At 72.3% G+C, this 18,108-nt stretch carries 15 protein-coding genes; 13 read left to right on the top strand and 2 right to left on the bottom strand.

Annotated elements, in window-relative coordinates; translation table 11 throughout:
- Positions 1–41 precede the first annotated feature (41 nt).
- Positions 42–1,055 carry a Gfo/Idh/MocA family oxidoreductase gene (locus OOK38_RS02335; protein WP_266763756.1) on the bottom strand — a complete coding sequence of 338 codons (1,014 nt, stop codon included), beginning with the start codon at positions 1,053–1,055 and terminating at the stop codon, positions 42–44.
- A 128-nt stretch (positions 1,056–1,183) separates the two neighbouring features.
- On the opposite strand from OOK38_RS02335, the gene OOK38_RS02330 reads away from it, so the two are divergent.
- The 11 genes from OOK38_RS02330 to OOK38_RS02280 all read left to right on the top strand — a co-directional run bounded on the left by OOK38_RS02330 (position 1,184) and on the right by OOK38_RS02280 (position 15,873).
- Complete coding sequence (locus OOK38_RS02330; protein WP_266765916.1) at positions 1,184–1,921, top strand: GntR family transcriptional regulator; 738 nt, start codon at positions 1,184–1,186, stop codon at positions 1,919–1,921.
- Positions 1,922–2,221: 300 nt separating this feature from the next.
- The gene (locus OOK38_RS02325; RefSeq protein ID WP_266763757.1) at positions 2,222–3,226 is read left to right on the top strand and encodes a sugar ABC transporter substrate-binding protein; all 1,005 of its coding nucleotides are present in this window, start codon (positions 2,222–2,224) and stop codon (positions 3,224–3,226) included.
- A complete protein-coding gene (locus OOK38_RS02320; protein WP_266763758.1) occupies positions 3,223–4,278 on the top strand; it encodes an ABC transporter permease in 1,056 nt (351 codons plus the stop codon). Before OOK38_RS02325 ends, OOK38_RS02320 begins: the two co-directional genes overlap by 4 nt.
- Positions 4,279–4,292: 14 nt before the next feature.
- Complete coding sequence (locus tag OOK38_RS02315; RefSeq protein ID WP_266765917.1) at positions 4,293–5,099, top strand: ATP-binding cassette domain-containing protein; 807 nt, start codon at positions 4,293–4,295, stop codon at positions 5,097–5,099.
- 129 nt (positions 5,100–5,228) lie between these two features.
- Positions 5,229–6,410, top strand: a complete 1,182-nt coding sequence (locus tag OOK38_RS02310; protein WP_266763759.1) for an ROK family glucokinase — start codon at positions 5,229–5,231, stop codon at positions 6,408–6,410.
- Positions 6,407–6,988: a sugar kinase gene (locus tag OOK38_RS02305; RefSeq protein ID WP_266763760.1), complete on the top strand. Its 582-nt coding sequence runs from the start codon at positions 6,407–6,409 to the stop codon at positions 6,986–6,988. The genes OOK38_RS02310 and OOK38_RS02305 overlap by 4 nt, the downstream gene beginning before the upstream one ends.
- 147 nt (positions 6,989–7,135) lie before the next feature.
- Entirely contained in the window at positions 7,136–10,141 is a 3,006-nt protein-coding gene (locus OOK38_RS02300) for a DEAD/DEAH box helicase (protein ID WP_266763761.1), read from the top strand.
- A 638-nt stretch (positions 10,142–10,779) separates the two neighbouring features.
- A complete protein-coding gene (locus tag OOK38_RS02295) occupies positions 10,780–12,816 on the top strand; it encodes an SWIM zinc finger family protein (RefSeq protein ID WP_266765918.1) in 2,037 nt (678 codons plus the stop codon).
- Between the two features lie 185 nt (positions 12,817–13,001).
- A complete protein-coding gene (pcaC, locus tag OOK38_RS02290) occupies positions 13,002–14,297 on the top strand; it encodes a 4-carboxymuconolactone decarboxylase (RefSeq protein ID WP_266763762.1) in 1,296 nt (431 codons plus the stop codon).
- A 60-nt stretch (positions 14,298–14,357) separates the two neighbouring features.
- Complete coding sequence (locus OOK38_RS02285; RefSeq protein WP_266763763.1) at positions 14,358–14,993, top strand: MBL fold metallo-hydrolase; 636 nt, start codon at positions 14,358–14,360, stop codon at positions 14,991–14,993.
- A gap of 100 nt (positions 14,994–15,093) precedes the next feature.
- A complete protein-coding gene (locus tag OOK38_RS02280) occupies positions 15,094–15,873 on the top strand; it encodes an exodeoxyribonuclease III (RefSeq protein WP_266763764.1) in 780 nt (259 codons plus the stop codon).
- 129 nt (positions 15,874–16,002) lie between these two features.
- Here the strand turns inward: OOK38_RS02280 and OOK38_RS02275 are convergent, their stop codons facing one another.
- Positions 16,003–16,314 (bottom strand): TrmO family methyltransferase, encoded by a 312-nt coding sequence (locus tag OOK38_RS02275; protein ID WP_266763765.1) that lies wholly within the window; start codon positions 16,312–16,314, stop codon positions 16,003–16,005.
- Between the two features lie 343 nt (positions 16,315–16,657).
- On the opposite strand from OOK38_RS02275, the gene OOK38_RS02270 reads away from it, so the two are divergent.
- Both OOK38_RS02270 and OOK38_RS02265 read left to right on the top strand, forming a co-directional pair.
- Positions 16,658–17,098, top strand: coding sequence for a DUF6278 family protein (locus OOK38_RS02270; RefSeq protein WP_266763766.1), 441 nt, complete (start codon positions 16,658–16,660; stop codon positions 17,096–17,098).
- Positions 17,099–17,257: 159 nt separating this feature from the next.
- On the top strand, positions 17,258–18,001 hold the full coding sequence (locus OOK38_RS02265) for an amino acid ABC transporter ATP-binding protein (RefSeq protein ID WP_266763767.1): 744 nt from the start codon (positions 17,258–17,260) through the stop codon (positions 17,999–18,001).
- Positions 18,002–18,108 lie beyond the last annotated feature (107 nt).

Raw genomic sequence — 18,108 nt, 5'->3', positions numbered from 1 at the left:
GAACCGGCGGACGGCCGGGTTCGGGGCGCGATGTGCGCCCGTCAGTCCCGGCCGCCCGGGATCTCCGCCGGTGAGACCGCGCGTCGCTCGCGCCGCGACAGCTCGCAGGCCTCGGCGATGCGCAGCGCCTCCAGTGCCTCGCGGCCGTCGCAGGGGTTCGGGCGTTCGCCGCGGACCACCTCGACGAAGGCGGCGAGCTCCGCCTCGTACGCGGGGCCGAAGCGTTCCAGGAAGCCCGTCCACGGCTTGTCCGCGGGCGGCGGTCCGGCGGGTTCGGTCGAGGCGATCGGCGTACGGTCGTCCAGGCCGACGGTGATCTGGTCCAGTTCGCCGGAGAGCTCCATGCGGACGTCGTAGCCCGCGCCGTTCACCCGGGTGGCCGTCGCCGTCGCGAGCATGCCGTCGTCGAAGGTGAGGACGGCCGCGCCGGTGTCGATGTCGCCCGCCTCGCGGAACATCGCGGGTCCGGCGTCGGAGCCGGCCGCGTAGACCTGGACGACCTCGCGGCCGGTGACCCAGCGCAGCATGTCGAAGTCGTGGATCAGGCAGTCGCGGTAGAGCCCTCCGGAGAGCGGGAGGTATTCGGCCGGGGGCGGCGACTGGTCGGACGTCATCGCGCGTACGGTGTGCAGCCGGCCGAGCCGGCCCGACCGCACTGCCTCGCGGGCGACCGTGTAGCCCACGTCGAAGCGGCGCTGGAATCCCATCTGCAGAACCGTTCCGGCGGCGTCCACCTCGGCGAGCGCGGCCAGCGTGCCCGCCAGATCGAGCGCTATGGGCTTCTCGCAGAAGACCGGGAGCCCGGAGCGTGCTGCCCGACCGATCAGTTCGGCGTGGGCCGAGGTGGCGGCGGTGATGACCACCGCGTCCACGCCCCAGGTGAAGATCTCGTTCACGCTGGGCGCCGCTGTCGCGCCCAGCCGGTCCGCCAGTCGCTGAGCCCGTGCGGGGTCCGCGTCCGTGACGATGAGGGAGCCGCCGACCTCACGGTGACGGCTGAGAGTGGTCGCATGAAATGTACCGATACGACCCGCTCCGATGAGTCCGATGCGCATGGGAACAAAGTGAGGGCCGACCCGCCGTGCTGTCAATGCTTTGTCCGGACAATCGAACTTCACAACTTCCCGTCAACATCTCCCGGAGCTACGCTCGGGCCGTGCCCAAACCAGATGTGGATCCGACCGTGTCGCTCCAGCTCAGCGTCGACCGCAGCAGCCCGGTCCCGCTGTACTTCCAGCTGTCGCAGCAACTCGAGGCCGCCATCGAGCACGGAGCACTGACCCCGGGCAGCCTGCTCGGCAACGAGATCGAGCTCGCCGCGCGGCTCGGCCTGTCCCGCCCCACGGTCCGCCAGGCCATCCAGTCCCTCGTCGACAAGGGCCTGCTCGTACGGCGCCGCGGCGTCGGCACCCAGGTCGTGCACAGCCAGGTCAAGCGCCCCCTGGAACTCAGCAGCCTCTACGACGACCTGGAATCGGCGGGCCAGCGCCCCGCGACCCAGGTGGTCGTCAACACCGTCGAACCGGCGTCCACCGAGATCGCCGCCGCCCTCGGGGTGGCCGAGGACAGCGAGGTCCACCGTGTCGAGCGGCTCCGTCTCGCGCACGGTGAGCCGATGGCGTACCTCTGCAACTTCCTGCCCCCCGGCCTGCTGGAGCTCGACAGCGACCGGATGGAGACCACCGGCCTGTACCGGCTGATGCGCGGCGCCGGGATCACCCTGCACAGCGCCCGCCAGTCCGTCGGTGCCCGCGCGGCGAGCGCGGAGGAGGGCGAACGGCTCGGCGAACCGGCCGGGGCTCCCCTCCTCACCATGCAGCGCACCACCTTCGACGACACCGGCCGCGCCGTCGAGTTCGGCTCCCACATCTACCGCGCCTCGCGCTACTCCTTCGAGTTCCAGCTCCTCGTACGGCCGTGACCCGCTCGCCCGGCGAGCGCCGTGCCGCGGACGGCGACCGGCGCGGCGGGCGGTTCCCCGGATCCTGACGGGCTCGTGCGCAGGCCTCCGAGCGCCCCCGTCGACACCACGTGAGTGGCCCCGCCACGCCCCTGAAGCGCATCGCGCGCGGGACCCGCCGGTCGGGTGGATGATCCCCGTGATCGATACTTGGTCGTTTGGGCCGGTTCGACACCGGCCCCGAAGGGCCCGCGGAAGGGCCCCCGGGCCGGTCCGCTTGGCCCGGCACACCAAGGAGCACGGCAAGAAGGGCAAGGCCTCGTGGCACGGACTCGGACCTGGGTGACCATCGCGCTGGCAGGAGCGCTGACGGTGTCCCTCGCGGGATGCAGCAGCACCGGCGGGAAGCGGGCCGAGGACGCCCGCAAGGCGGCGGAGGCCCATGGCAGGGCCGCGGTGGACACCCCCAGGTGGACCTTCGCGATGATCACCCACTCGGGCGATGGCGACACCTTCTGGGACATCGTGCAGAAGGGCGCCCAGCAGGCCGCCGACAAGGACAACATCAACTTCCTGTACTCGCACGACGACGAGGCGCAGCAGCAGGCACAGCTCGTGGACGCCGCGGTCGACAAGAAGGTCGACGGCATCATCGTCTCGCTGGCCAAGCCCGACGCGATGAAGGCCGCCGTCGCGCGTGCCCGCGAGGCCGGCATCCCGGTGATCACGGTGAACTCCGGCTCCGAGGAGTCGAAGGCCTTCGGCGCGCTCACCCACATCGGCCAGGACGAGACGATCGCCGGTGAGGCGGTCGGCGAGGAGCTGAACAAGCGGGGCCGCAAGAAGGCCCTGTGCGTCCTGCACGAGCAGGGCAACGTCGGCCACGAGCAGCGCTGCGCCGGCGTCAGGAAGACGTTCGACGGCACCGTGCAGAACCTCTACGTCCAGGGCACCAGCATGCCCGACGTGCAGTCGTCCATCGGCGCCAAGCTCCAGGCCGACGGGTCCATCGACTCGGTCGTCACGCTCGGCGCGCCGTTCGCGGACACCGCGGTCAAGGCCAAGGCGGACGCGGGCAGCAAGGCCGAGATCGACACCTTCGACCTGAACGCCAAGGTGGCCGCCGGGCTCAAGGACGGCACCCTCGGCTTCGCCGTCGACCAGCAGCCCTACCTCCAGGGCTACGAGGCCGTGGACCTGCTCTGGCTCTACAAGTACAACGCGGACGTCCTCGGCGGGGGCCGGCCCGTCCTCACCGGACCGCAGATCATCACCAAGGACCAGGCCTCCGAGCTGGAGCAGTACGCGGACCGGGGGACCCGATGACCGCCACGGCACCCGCGCCGACGCCGGGCCCCGGGACCGACGAACGGCTCCTGAAGACCTCGCCCCTGCGCAAGCTGATGAGCCGCCCCGAGCTCGGCTCCGTGGTCGGCGCGGTCGCGGTCTTCCTCTTCTTCTCGATCTTCGCGGACAGCTTCGTACGGACCGCGAGCCTCAGCACCGTCCTGTACGCGGCGTCGGTCATCGGCATCATGGCCGTCCCGGTCGCGCTGCTGATGATCGGCGGCGAGTTCGACCTCTCCGCGGGCGTCATGGTGACCAGCTCCGCGCTGATCTCGTCGATGTTCAGCTACCAGATGACGGCGAACGTCTGGGTCGGCGTGGTCGTCTCGTTCTTCGTCACCCTCGCGATCGGCGTCTTCAACGGTGTGATGCTGACCCGCACCGACCCGCCGAGCTTCATCATCACGCTCGGAACCTTCCTGATGCTGACCGGCATGAACCTCGGTTTCACCAAGCTGATCAGCGGCACGGTCTCCACCAAGTCGATCTCCGACATGGAGGGCTTCTCCTCCGCCAAGGACGTCTTCGCCTCGACGATCACCATCGGCGGCCTCGACTTCAAGATCACCATCCTGTGGTGGTTCGTCCTGGTCGCCGTGGCCACGTGGATCCTGCTGCGCACCCGCGTCGGCAACTGGATCTACGCCGTCGGCGGTGGCGAGGAAGCGGCCCGGGCGGTCGGCGTCCCGGTCGACAGGACCAAGATCGGCCTCTACATGGGTGTCGCCTTCGGCGCCTGGATCTCCGGCCAGCACCTGTTGTTCTCGTTCGACGTCGTGCAGTCGGGCGAGGGCGTCGGCAACGAGCTGATCTACATCATCGCGGCCGTCATCGGCGGCTGTCTGATCACCGGCGGCTACGGCTCCGCGGTCGGCGCGGCCGTCGGCGCGCTGATCTTCGGCATGGTCAGCAAGGGCATCGTGTTCGCCGAGTGGAACCCGGACTGGTTCAAGTTCTTCCTGGGAGTGATGCTGCTCCTCGCGACCCTGCTCAACCACTGGGTCCGCAAGCGCGCGGAGGCGACGAAGTGACGACGGACACGCACATGGCCGAGGAACCCGCCGCCACGGACGGCACGCCGCTCGTCGAGCTCGACGACGTCAGCAAGTACTACGGCAACATCCGCGCCCTCGAAGGGGTGTCGCTGGAGGTCCGCGCCGGGGAGATCACCTGCGTGCTCGGTGACAACGGCGCGGGCAAGTCCACCCTCATCAAGATCATCGCTGGCCGGCACCAGCACGACGCGGGCACCCTGCGCGTCGAGGGCGAGGAGACCCGGCTCTCGTCCCCGCGCGAGGCCCTGGACCGAGGCATCGCCACCGTCTACCAGGACCTCGCCGTCGTCCCGCTGATGCCGGTCTGGCGGAACTTCTTCCTCGGCTCCGAGCCGCGGAAGGGATTCGGTCCGTTCAAGCACCTGGACGTCGACCTCATGCGGCGGACGACCCACGCGGAACTCCTGCGCATGGGTATCGACCTCCGTGACGTCGACCAGCCGATCGGCACCCTCTCCGGAGGAGAGCGGCAGTGCGTGGCGATCGCCCGTGCCGTCCATTTCGGCGCCAAGGCCCTGGTCCTCGACGAGCCCACCGCCGCCCTCGGCGTGAAGCAGTCCGGCGTGGTCCTCAAATATGTGGCCGCCGCACGGGACGCCGGACTGGGTGTCGTGTTCATCACCCACAATCCGCATCACGCGTACCTGGTGGGCGACCGTTTTGTCCTGCTGAAGCGCGGAACCATGTCGGGCAGCTACACCCGGGACGGGATCACGCTGGACGAGCTGACGCGCCAGATGGCGGGCGGAAGCGAGCTGGACGACCTGCGGCACGAACTGGAGAACCGCGCCGTGTGAGGAGGGCCGTGCCGTGACCCGAACGGCTCCCGCGACCGGCCGGGACCGGCCACGGGCGGCCCACGGGTCACGCGCGTCCCCGCGCTTCCACGGTGCGGCCCCGGTGCGGCGTAGGGCAGAATCGGCGCGATGAGCACCTACCGCGACCTCGCGCTCCCCCGAGCTCTCGGCTCCGCTCGAGCGGGGGGCACCCCCATCGGCTCCGCGCGGGCCACCGTCCTGCGGACCGTGGGGACACGCGAGCGCCGTTCCCATCTGACGGCACCCCGCGTCCCCACCGTCGGCATCGACATCGGCGGCACGAAGGTGATGGCGGGCGTCGTGGACGCCGACGGCAACATCCTGGAGAAGGTCCGCGCCGAGACGCCGGACAAGTCCAAGAGCCCCAAGGTCGTCGAGGACACCATCGTCGAACTGGTGCTGGACCTCTCCGACCGGCACGACGTGCACGCCGTCGGCATCGGCGCGGCCGGCTGGGTCGACGCGGAGCGCAACCGCATCCTGTTCGCCCCCCACCTGTCCTGGCGCAACGAGCCGCTGCGCGACCGCCTCGCGGGGCGGCTCGCCGTGCCCGTCCTGGTCGACAACGACGCCAACGCCGCCGCCTGGGCCGAGTGGCGCTTCGGCGCCGGGCGCGGCGAGGACCACCTCGTGATGATCACGCTCGGTACCGGCATCGGCGGCGCGATCCTGGAGGACGGCCAGGTCAAGCGCGGCAAGTTCGGTGTCGCCGGCGAGTTCGGCCATATGCAGGTCGTGCCCGGCGGCCACCGCTGCCCGTGCGGCAACCGCGGCTGCTGGGAGCAGTACAGCTCCGGCAACGCGCTGGTCCGCGAGGCCCGCGAGCTCGCCGCCGCCGACTCCCCGGTGGCGTACGGGATCATCGAGCACGTCAAGGGCAACATCGGGGAGATCACCGGCCCGATGATCACCGAGCTGGCCCGCGAGGGCGACGCCATGTGCGTCGAACTCCTCCAGGACATCGGTCAGTGGCTCGGCGTCGGCATCGCCAACCTGGCCGCCGCCCTCGACCCCTCCTGCTTCGTCATCGGCGGCGGTGTCAGCGCGGCCGACGACCTGCTGATCGGCCCCGCGCGCGAGGCCTTCCGCAGGCACCTCACGGGCCGCGGCTACCGCCCCGAGGCACGGATCGCGCGCGCCCAGCTCGGCCCCGAGGCCGGCATGGTCGGCGCCGCGGACCTCGCGCGCCTGGTCGCCCGCCGCTTCCGGCGCGCCAAGCGCCGTCGCGTGGAGCGCTACGAACGGTACGAGCGCTACGCCGAGTCCCGTCGCACCCAGGAGTCGCTGTGACGGCCTCGCTGCCACGCCAGGCGTCGCCCCCGGACGAGCCACAGCGGCCGCCGGAGGACCCGCGCCACAAGGTCCGCCGCCGCGCCCTGACGCTGCTGATCATCGTGCTGCTCATCGGCGTACCGGCCGGCTACCTGGTGATCTCCGCCAACCAGAGCCGCGACAGCGGCAAGGACAAGGAGGAGAAGTACTCGGCGACCGGCCTCACCTCGGGCTGGCCCTCGCGCGTCCAGCGCCGCCTCTACCAGGTGCCCATCCCGGGCAGGTCCACCGACGTCGCGTACTACGAGACGAACAACTGGAAGACCAGTCGGCTCTACGTCCAGTTCGGCACGAACGAGGCGGGCCTCGACAAGTTCCTCGCGGACGTCGGCACCAGCCGTGACGCCCTGGAGAAGGGCGACGTCACCATCAACGGCCGCGACCAGAAGGTCGTCGGCTGGGAGTTCACGGGACCCGGTCCCTGGTGGGGACTCGTCCACAAGCAGAAGGACCCCGCGCCCACCCAGGACATCGTCGTGAACCGCTCCGAGCCCGGACACCCCATGGTGTACGTCGTCTCGCGCACGATCCCGTAGCCCGCCCCCGCACCGGTCGCGTCCCGAGGCGCACGTGTCCCGGCCCGCCCCGCGGACGGCCCGCGCCCGCGCGGCGCGGCCGTGGGAGCCGATTGTCAGACCCCGCCCGTAGAGTCGAAGACAACTGATTCGACCGAGGGGCGGGAGGTGACCGGGCGTATGCGGGACGGGGTGGACGTGGTGGCCGAGCGGGTTCCTTCCGCCGGGGCGCACCCGGCACGGGCACGCTCCGCGTCCGCGACGGATCCCTCGGCGCGCGAGCTCACGGCGCGGCCGCTTCCCGGCGAGCCGCCCTCCGTGCGGCTCGCCGCCGTCTTCCTGCCCGCGCCGCTGCCCCGCGAGGGACGGATCGCGTTCTGGGACCCGGAGGGCGACCCACTGCCCACCGAGGAGCATGGGGAGAGCGGGCCGACGGGGGAGCACCCCGAAGGCGCGCCGTCGGCCGCACACCGCGCGGGAGCGTCCGCGCGCGAGCACACCGAACTGACGGTCGTACGACCGCACGGCTCAGGAGTCCGCAGGGGCACCGTGCCCGCGCTGACGCTCTCCGTCGGCGAAGCCCTCCCCCTGCTCGCGGGGGCCCGCCGGAACCCCGCGGCGCATCCCGCCACCGCCTGCTGGGGCGCCGCCGCGCTGCACGCGCTGCGTCTCGTCGCGCGCGGGCGACTGCTGCCGGGGCTCACCCCCGACGGCTTCGACTCCTGGCGCGCGGGCCCGCTGGACCAGGACGACATCGCCCACCTGAGGTCGGTCGCCGCGGCCCTCCCGTACGAAGGACACGCCGTACCGCTGCCCGGCAAGGGACCGGTCCGCCTGCCCGAGCCGGAAGCGCTGATGCGCTCCTTCCTGGACGCGGTCGCCGACACACTGCCGCGCACCCCGGCCGCGCCGTACACCTCCGGCAGCCCCTTCGCGGCGCGTGAGCCGCAGCGGCTGGCCGGCGCCCACGACTGGGCCGCCGAGGTCGCCGCGGGCATGGACGCGGGCGTACGGATCTCGCTGCGCCTGGACCTGTCCGCCCACCAGCTCTTCGACGACGGTGAGGGAGCGCGCCGCGCGGGCGCCGCCGTCGTCCAGGTGCACAGCCTCGCCGACCCCACCCTCGTCGTCGACGCCGCCGCCCTGTGGGCCGGCGACGCCGACGAGGTCTTCGGACCCCGCGCGCGCGTCGACGCCGCCCTCGCCGTCCGTCGCGCCGCCCGGGTCTGGCCACCCCTGGACCGCCTGTCCGGACAGGACGTGCCCGATGTGCTCGCCCTCTCCGAGGAGGAGCTGTCGGATCTGCTCGGGGTCGCGGCGACCCGCCTCGGCGCGGCCGGAGTCGCCGTGCACTGGCCCCGGGACCTGGCCCACGACCTGAGCGCCGCCGCGGTGGTGCGCCCCGCGCCGGGGTCGGCGACCGACGGGACCGGATTCTTCGAGAGCGAGGAACTCCTCCAGTTCCGCTGGCAGCTGGCCCTCGGCGGAGATCCGCTCAGCGAGGCCGAGATGGATGCCCTGGCCGAGTCCCACCGGCCGGTCGTCCGGCTGCGCGACCAGTGGGTCCTGGTCGACCCGGCGCTCGTCCGCAAGGCCCGCAAGCGCGAACTGGGCCTGCTCGACCCCGTCGACGCCCTCTCCGTCGCGCTCACCGGAACCGCCGAGGTCGACGGCGAGACGGTCGAGGCGGTGCCGGTCGGCGCGCTGGCCGCGCTGCGCGACCGCCTCACGGCGGGCGTGACCCCCGTCGAGCCGCCCCCCGGCCTGGATGCCCGCCTGCGGGACTACCAACTCCGCGGCCTCGCCTGGCTGGACCTCATGACCTCCCTCGGGCTCGGCGGCTGCCTCGCCGACGACATGGGACTCGGCAAGACCGTCACGCTCATCGCGCTCCACCTGCGGCGGTCCCGCAGCGAACCGACCCTGGTGATCTGCCCCGCGTCGCTCCTCGGCAACTGGCAGCGGGAGATCACCCGTTTCGCGCCCGGCGTCCCGGTGCGCCGCTTCCACGGCCCCGACCGCACCCTCGAAGGTCTCGACGGCGGCTTCGTCCTCACCACGTACGGCACGATGCGGTCGGCCGCCCCCCACCTCGCCGACCAGCCCTGGGGCATGGTCGTCGCCGACGAAGCACAGCACGTCAAGAACCCGTACTCGGCGACGGCGAAGGCCCTGCGGACGATCCCGGCCCCCGCGCGCGTGGCACTCACCGGCACACCCGTGGAGAACAACCTCTCCGAGCTGTGGGCCCTGCTGGACTGGACGACCCCGGGGCTGCTCGGCCCCCTCAAGTCCTTCCGCGCCCGGCACGCGCGCGCCGTGGAGAACGGCGAGGACGACGAGGCCGTGGCCCGACTGGCCCGGCTGATCCGCCCGTTCCTGCTCCGCCGCAAGAAGTCCGACCCCGGAATCGTCCCCGAGCTCCCGCCCAAGACGGAGACGGACCACCCCGTCCCGCTGACCCGCGAACAGGCCTCGCTCTATGAAGCGGTCGTCCGCGAATCCCTGCTGGCGATCGAGACCACCGACGGCATCGCCCGCAGGGGACTGGTCCTCAAGCTCCTGACCTCCCTCAAACAGATCTGCAACCACCCGGCGCTCTTCCTGAAGGAGGACGCGCAGGCCGCAGCCCACGGCCCCTCCGCCCGCTCCGGCAAACTGGCACTGCTCGACGAGCTGCTGGACACGCTGCTCGCCGAGGACGGCTCCGCACTGGTCTTCACGCAGTACGTGGGCATGGCCCGCCTCATCACCGCACACCTGACGGCCCGCGCCGTCCCCGTCGAGCTCCTGCACGGCGGCACACCGGTCGCCGAGCGCGAACGCATGGTGGACCGCTTCCAGAGCGGGGCGACCCCGGTCCTCGTGCTGTCCCTCAAGGCCGCCGGCACCGGCCTGAACCTCACCCGCGCGGGCCATGTCGTGCACTTCGACCGCTGGTGGAACCCCGCGGTCGAGGAGCAGGCCACCGACCGCGCGTACCGCATCGGCCAGACCCAGCCCGTCCAGGTCCACCGCCTCATCACCGAGGGCACGGTGGAGGACCGCATCGCCGAGATGCTCGAAGCCAAGCGAGCCCTCGCCGACGCGATCCTCGGCTCCGGCGAGGCGTCCCTGACGGAACTGACCGACCGTGAGCTGTCGGACCTCGTATCGCTTCGGAGGCCGACATGAGCGGCACCGAGGGGGAGGAGCGTCGCGCCTCGGAGGCCGGGAGCGGCGAGTGGGCCGACGGCGCCGGTCGGCCGCGTCCCGCGACCGGGGACCGGCCGGCCGACGAGGCTCGTCGGGCGTTGCGTGCCGCCCGGGAGAAGGAGCGCGAGGGGAGGGACGGACGGGACGCGCGGGAGACTCCGGCGGCCGACGGGCACGCGGGTGCGCGCGCCGCGCGGGAAGCGGTCACCGGTACGTCGTCCATCTCGTCCACCCGGCCTTCGGCACCCGCTTCCTCCGCGGCGCCCACCGTGCCCGAGGAGGCGCCCTCTCCGGGAGCCAGGCCGAGTGACGCGGCCCGCGAGGCCCTGCGACGGGCGACCGCGGCAGCGAAGGCCGCCGGTGCCGGTGCCGCGGAGGGGACCGGCGTCCGGGTCGGGGAGAGTGCGGGTTCGGACGCGTACCCGGATGCGGCCACCGACTCCGACGCGGATTCCGACCCCGAGACCGACCCCGCCCCCGGGACCGATGCCGGTGCTCGCGTGGGCGATGTGCGTGACGTGGGCGATGTGCCGCTTCCCGTGTCCGACGGTGCCGCCGAGGCCGGCTCGGGTCAGCGCCCCGCCCGCTCCGCCGAGATCTCGACGGAGCCTGCGGAAGTGACGGAGCACCCGTCGGCCGGGCGTTCCGGCGCGGGGACCGCGGGAGGCGCACGCCCTGGTGACATCGCCCGCGAGGCGTTGCGCGCCGCGCGGGACGAGGCGAGGCGAGTTCGGACGGAGGGGACGGAGGGGAAGGAGGGCGACGGGGGAGGAGCAACAGAAGCCGCGGGCAAGGGAGTCGGCCCACGGCGCCGGTCCGCCAGGACGTCGTCGACCGGCTCCCGGGGGCGACGGAGTCCCGTCGACCCCGCGAACACGGACCGGGAATCCCGGGCGCGGGAACTGCGCGATCTGCTCGCGGGTGCCTTCCAGCTGCCCCCCGACGTGGCCGCCGTCACCGGACACCCGGCGCATCCCGCCGACACCGGAGCGGCGCACCCGGCCGACGCCACCGGTGAGGCCATTCGTGACCGGGGCCATGGGGAACCCGCGCACCCCGCGGCCGAGCGCGACACAGGGGCGGCCACCGACTCCTTCACCTCGGGATCTCTCGACCCCGAGCCCTCTGCCACCGACTCCTCCGCCACCGACTCCTTCGCCTCCGGGCCCCTCCGTCCAGGGTCCCTCGACCCGGCGTTCCTCCACGGTGAGACCCCGCACCCGGAGTCCCCGACCGTTCGGCCCACGCCGTCCGAGTTCGCCCCCGGGACCGCCCGCGAGGCAACGCCCGGGCCGCGCCGGGCTCACCCCGCTCCCCACTCGCCGGCCGACGCCCACACCCCGTTCGGCAGACCGGCCGCCGCCGTCCCCGCCGAGCGGCTTCCCCGTTCCATGGCATCCCCCGGCCGCGACGGTGAGTTGCGCCGTACGTTCCCGCGCTTCCCCGCGCGGGTTCCGGAGGCCGACGCGTTCGCGGAGACGTGGTGGGGCAACGCCTGGGTCGGGGCGCTGGAGGAAGGGGCGCTGGACGCGGCGCGGTTGGCGCGCGGGCGGAGGTACGCCGGGCAGGGGTACGTCGACGCCATCACCGTCACCCCGGGCCTGGTGCTCGCGTATGTGCACGGCAGCCGCCCGCGGCCGTACCGCGTCCAGGTGCGGGTGCGGACGCTGGCCGACGACGACTGGGACCGTTTTCTCGACGCGGCCGCCGAGCGCCCCGGACACATCGCCGCACTGCTCGACAAGGAGATGCCCAGGTCGCTCGCGGACTGCGGCGTCGACCTGCTCCCCGGCCCCGGCGAACTCGAACCGCACTGCAGCTGCCCCGACTTCGGCCACCCCTGCAAGCACGCGGCCGCGCTCTGCTATCAGATGGCGCGGCTGCTGGACCAGGACCCGTTCGTCCTGCTGCTGTTGCGCGGCCGTGGTGAACGCGAGCTGCTGGACGCGCTGTCCCGGCGCAACGCCGCCCGCGCGGCCCGTGCCGCCCAGGAGCGGGAGCCGGCACCGCTGCCCGGCGTGCGCGCCCGTGACGCCGTCGCGCGGCGCGTGCTGCCCCCTCTCCCCGCCCCGCTGCCGCCGCCCGCGCATCCCGAGCAGCCGCCGACCTACCCGGGCGCGCCGGGCGGCCCGGACCCGTTCGCGCTGGATCAGTTGGCCACGGACGCGGCCGCCCGCGCGCACGCGCTGCTCACCTCGGGCCGCGATCCCGTCGCGGAGCTGACGCTCTGGCAGGACGCGGTGCGTATCGCCGCGGCCCGCCCCGGTTCGGGTCTCACCGCCGCCACCCGAGCCCTCTACTCCTCGCTCGCCTCCGCGACCGGTCGTACGCCGGCCGACCTGGCGCGGGCCGTCGCGGCCTGGCGGCAGGGCGGGTTCGAGGCGCTCAGCGTGCTCGAGGAACCCTGGGACCCTCCGGCGGGCCGGTTCGACCGGGCCCGGCCGCTGCTGCTGGCCGCCGACCTTCCCGCCTTCCGCCCCTGGCGCAACCACCTCACCCACCCGCGCGGCGACGCCCAGCTCCGCCTCGGCCGGAACGGCCTGTGGTACGCCTACGAGTCCGAGCCGGGCCACGACGACTGGTGGCCCCGCGGCACCCCCGACCTCGACCCGGTCGGCGCGCTGACGGGCCTGGGGGCACCGGGCGAGTTCTGACGCGGACCGGATTCCCGGGTCGGTCCAATTCGGTCCAACTCGGTCCGAGCCGGTCAGAGTCGGTCCGTCGGACCCGCCACGCGTGCTCCGACCAGGGCTTGGACGCATGTGGCGGACCCGTGTGGGCGCCGTGGACGAATGGGCCCCATTTCCTCCCGGACAGGGGCGGAAGTTAGCGTGGGGCGGTGAGTGAGACGAAGACCCCTGCCCTTCAGTACCGCATCGACGGCCCGGAAGACGCCCCCGTCCTCATACTCGGACCCTCGCTCGGCACCACCTGGCACATGTGGGACAGGCAGGTCCCGGAGCTCGCGAAGAGCTGGCGGGTCTTCCGCTTCGACCTGCCGGGACACGGCGGGGCCCCCGCGTATCCGGCCGGATCGGTGTCCGAACTGGCCGGGCGGCTGCTTGCCACGCTCGACCAGCTCGGTGTCGGGCGTTTCGGTTACGCGGGCTGCGCGTTCAGCGGGGCCCTCGGGATCGAGCTGGCGCTGCGCTGTCCGGAGCGGATCGCCTCCCTGGCGCTGATCGCCGCCTCGCCCCGCTTCGGCACGGCCGACGAGTTCCGGCAGCGCGGGGTGATCGTGCGATCGAACGGGCTCGACCCGATCGCCCGTACCTCGCCCGAACGCTGGTTCACGAGCGGCTTCGTGGCGGCCCAGCCCGCGATCACCGAGTGGGCCGTGCAGATGGTGCGCACCACCGACCCCGGCTGCTACATCGCGGCCTGCGAGGCGCTCGCCGCCTTCGACGTGCGGGCCGAACTGGGCATGGTCGGTGTGCCCACGCTCGTCCTGGTCGGCTCCGACGACCAGGTCACCGGGCCCGCGGAGGCGCGGACCCTGGTCGCCGGAATACCGGATGCCCGGCTCGCGGTCGTGCCCGGCGCCTCGCACCTGGTTCCCGTGGAGCAACCGGCGGCCGTCACGGATCTGCTCGTACGGCACTTCTCCACGGCCTGGCAGCCCGCCTTCGACTCGTCCACCGGTCAGATGGCGGTCCAGGTCGCGCCGGCGCAGTCCCTCGCGGTCGTTCCGCCGCAGGCCGGGCCCTTCGCCGAGATCGCCCCGGCCGTCGTAGCGCCCGAGGTCATGGGGCGGCCCGATCCCTACGACGCCGGGATCAAGGTGCGGCGCGAGGTGCTGGGAGACGCGCACGTCGACCGGGCGCTGGCCTCGGCGGACGAGTTCTCCGGGGACTTCCAGGAGTTCGTCACGCGGTACGCGTGGGGTGAGATCTGGGACCGGCCCGGGCTCGACCGGCGCTCGCGCAGCTGTGTCACGCTCACCGCCCTGGTCGCGGGCGGCCACCTCGACGAGCTGGCCTTCCACACCCGCGCCGCCCTGCGCAACGGTCTGACCCCCGTGGAGATCAAGGAAGTCCTGCTCCAGACGGCCGTCTACTGCGGTGTGCCGGCCGCGAACAGCGCGTTCAAGGTGGCGCAGCAGGTCATCCGTGAGGAGACGACACCCGAGGAGTGAGCGGGCGGTGAGGTCCGCGGGAGTCCTACCTCCGCATGGGCGCGGGGGCAGGATGGACCCATGAAGCTCACGAAGAAGTCGCACGCCTGCGTCCGTCTCGAGAAGGACGGGCGGACGCTCGTCATCGATCCCGGCGGTTTCAGCGAGACGGACGCCGCTCTGGGCGCGGACGTCCTTCTCGTCACGCACGAGCACCCGGACCACTTCGACGAGGAGCGGCTGCGGGCGGCCATGGAGGCGAACCCGGCGGCCGAGATCTGGACGCTGCGGTCGGTGGCGGAGAAGGTCTCCGCCGCCTTCCCCGGCCGGGTGCACACCGTCGGCCACGGCGACACGTTCACCGCCGCCGGTTTCGACGTCCAGGTGCACGGCGAGCTGCACGCCGTGATCCACCCGGACATCCCCCGCATCACCAACGTCGGCTATCTCGTCGACGGCGGCCGCGTCTTCCACCCCGGCGACGCCCTCACCGTTCCCGACCGGCCGGTCGAGACGCTGATGCTCCCGGTGATGGCCCCGTGGAACAAGATCTCCGAGGTGATCGAGTACGTCCGCGAGGTCAAGCCGCAACGCGCGTACGACATCCACGACGCCCTGCTCACGGACCTGGCCCGGCCGATCTACGACCGCCAGATCGGCGCCCTCGGCGGCTCCGAGCACCTGCGGCTCGCTCCGGGGGCGTCGGCGGAGGTCTGAGACGGCCGTGTGCGAACCGGCACCTCTCCCGCGCTGTCCTCGCGGCGCCCGGGTGTCTCCGGCGGACCCGTTGTCGTACCCGCCCGGTAGGTTGTGAGGCATGCGCATCGCCACCTGGAACGTGAACTCGATCACCGCCCGTCTCCCGAGGCTGCTGGCCTGGCTGGAGAGCAGCGGCACGGACGTGCTGTGCCTCCAGGAGGCCAAGGTCGCCGCCGAGCAGTTCCCGGTCGAACAGTTGCGCGAGCTGGGCTACGAGTCCGCCGTGCACGCCACGGGCCGGTGGAACGGCGTGGCGGTGATCTCGCGCGTCGGCCTGGAGGACGTGGTCAAGGGCCTCCCCGGCGACCCCGGGTACGAGGGCGTGGAGGAGCCCCGGGCCGTCTCCGCGACCTGCGGCCCGGTCCGTGTCTGGTCGGTGTACGTGCCGAACGGCCGCGAGGTGGACCACGCCCACTACGCGTACAAGCTCCAGTGGTTCGAGGCCCTGCGCGCCGCGGTCGCGGGTGACGCGGCGGGCAGCCGGCCCTTCGCCGTGATGGGCGACTACAACGTGGCTCCGACGGACGACGACGTCTACGACGTGGCGGCGTTCGAGGGCCTGACCCATGTCACGCCGGCCGAGCGCGCCGCGCTGGCCGCCCTGCGCGAGACGGGCCTGACGGACGTGGTCCCGCGTCCCCTCAAGTACGAGCACCCGTACACCTACTGGGACTACCGCCAGCTCTGCTTCCCGAAGAACCGCGGTATGCGCATCGACCTCGTCTACGGCAACGAAGCGTTCTCGACGGCGGTCAAGGACGCGTACGTCGACCGCGAGGAACGCAAGGGCAAGGGCGCCTCGGACCACGCGCCGGTCGTCGTGGACCTGGACGTCTAGGCCCCGACCCGTCCGCGCCCCGACCCGTCCCCTCCCCGTCCCGTCCGCGCCCGGCGTGGCCGCGTCCGCGCCACGGCGTGGTCGGGTGATGTCCGGACTCCACGGATCTTCGCGATCGGAAGCCATTCCTCACCCGGCCGGAGTTCGGTAGTACCGGCGAATCAGTTCGTCCGCCCACTCCGGCTGGACCACCGCCGCGCGCCGCCCGAACTCCCGCAGATACGGCTTGATGCCGAGCACCGGAGTGCCGTCGACGGCGTCCAGCCCGACCACGTGAAGATCGAGACCGTCCGTCTTGGAGAGCAGCGCGGCGGCCGTGAACCGCCCGGAGTCCAGCCGGATGACGGAGGCCACCTCGCCCCAGTCGCCGTCGACGAGTTCGCGCCGCTCGTTGTGCACACGGGCGATCGTCACCAGGTCCGTGATCGCTTCCCCGGTCATGTCCGTCCCTCCGCCGTCGCCCGCCGGGGCGGTCCCCGGCGCCCTCGTCGACCGACCGCACGGCGTTCCGTACGGGCAACTCCCTTTCCGCGGCGCGCTGTACGGCCGGCGAAGCGCGAAAGCCAACACGCATGGAGATCATGCCGCGTTGAACCCTCTGGACGAGGTGCACCCCCGGCAAGGGTGTGCCTCGCCCGGCCGGGGAAGACCTGAGGGAGGTCCGGGCCGCGGTTTGACGGGCGGCGCGATTCCCCCGATTCCGTGATCAACTGCCGCAAGATACATTCGTGTCAAATGCCGGGAACGCGGAGCTTCGGCGATCGCACCCACGGAGAGGCCGGTCATGAACATCCCCTTCTTGGACAAGTGGCGCAAGCGGCATCCGGTACGACGGGACCAGGCCCTCGCCGCCGCCTTCGAGGACGATCCGGAGGGGGTCGCCGAGCTGCTCTCGGAATGTGAACTGCTCCGCTCCCACGCCGCGGCCGTCGGCCTCGAACTGGATGACACCCCGGCCTCGTTGGCGGCCCTCGACCAGCTCCTGCCGTTGTGGCGCGAGGATCCCGAAGCGCTGCCCTGGCTCGGCAATGACGCCGGCCTCTACCTCGGCACGGTCGTGGTGCGCACGGTGCCGGGCGCCGCCTGGCATGTCTGGCCCGGAGGCAGCCCGGCGGTCCGTCTGGCCTCGGGCCGCGAGATCCCGGTGGTCGAGGCCGGACTCGACTGGGCCGTACAGGGCGTCCCCGAGCTGTCCCAGATGTACGCCGAGGCTGCGGAGGCCTAGGGGCCCGGGAGGCATCCGGGGGAGGGCCGGAGTGTCGCGATCTGCTCGTCATGCAGCCTCAAATACGGTTAATTCCCCTGCGTGCGTGTCGCCCGTTAAGTACTGATTCGCGTAGATAGTTTGCGCTGACCGACACAGCCGAGAGTGGGCAGGACCGGGATGGCCGTCGATCCGTTGATCGAGCTGCACGACGTCAACAAGCACTTCGGGGAGCTGCATGTTCTGCAGGACATCAACCTCACCGTTGCCAAGGGGGAGGTGGTCGTGATCATCGGCCCGTCCGGGTCCGGTAAATCGACGCTGTGCAGGGCGATCAACCGGCTCGAGCCCATCGAGTCGGGGACGATCAAGCTCGACGGGCAGCTGCTCCCGGACGAGGGCAAGGCCCTCGCGCGGCTCCGCGCCGAAGTGGGGATGGTGTTCCAGTCCTTCAACCTCTTCGCGCACAAGACGGTCCTGCAGAACGTCTCGCTCGGCCAGACGAAGGTCCGCGGCCGCAAGAAGGAGGAGGCCGACAAGCGCTCGCGGGAACTCCTGGACCGGGTGGGCCTCGCCTCCCAGGCCCCGAAGTACCCGGCTCAGCTCTCCGGCGGACAGCAGCAGCGTGTGGCCATCGCCCGCGCGCTCGCCATGGACCCCAAGGTGATGCTGTTCGACGAACCGACCTCGGCGCTCGACCCCGAGATGATCAATGAAGTCCTGGAGGTGATGCAGCAACTCGCGCGCGACGGCATGACCATGGTCGTCGTCACGCACGAGATGGGCTTCGCGCGCTCCGCCGCCAACCGTGTCGTCTTCATGTCGGACGGCCGCATCATCGAGGACCGCACCCCGGAGGAGTTCTTCGTCAATCCGCGCAGCGACCGCGCCAAGGATTTCCTCTCCAAGATCCTCAAGCACTGAGCGGGGAGCGCTCCGCATGATCCGTACCACACGTGTGTCCGCGCGCCCGCGAGCGCTCACCGCACGGCTCGCCGCGGCCACCGCGGGCGGCGCGCCGGACCGTCCGC

Origin of the sequence: Streptomyces sp. NBC_00568 (genome assembly GCF_026341855.1) — a bacterium.
Classification (GTDB): domain Bacteria; phylum Actinomycetota; class Actinomycetes; order Streptomycetales; family Streptomycetaceae; genus Streptomyces.
The sequence above is the reverse complement of the archived record's forward strand: the minus strand, read 5'-3'. Positions and strand labels throughout refer to the sequence as shown.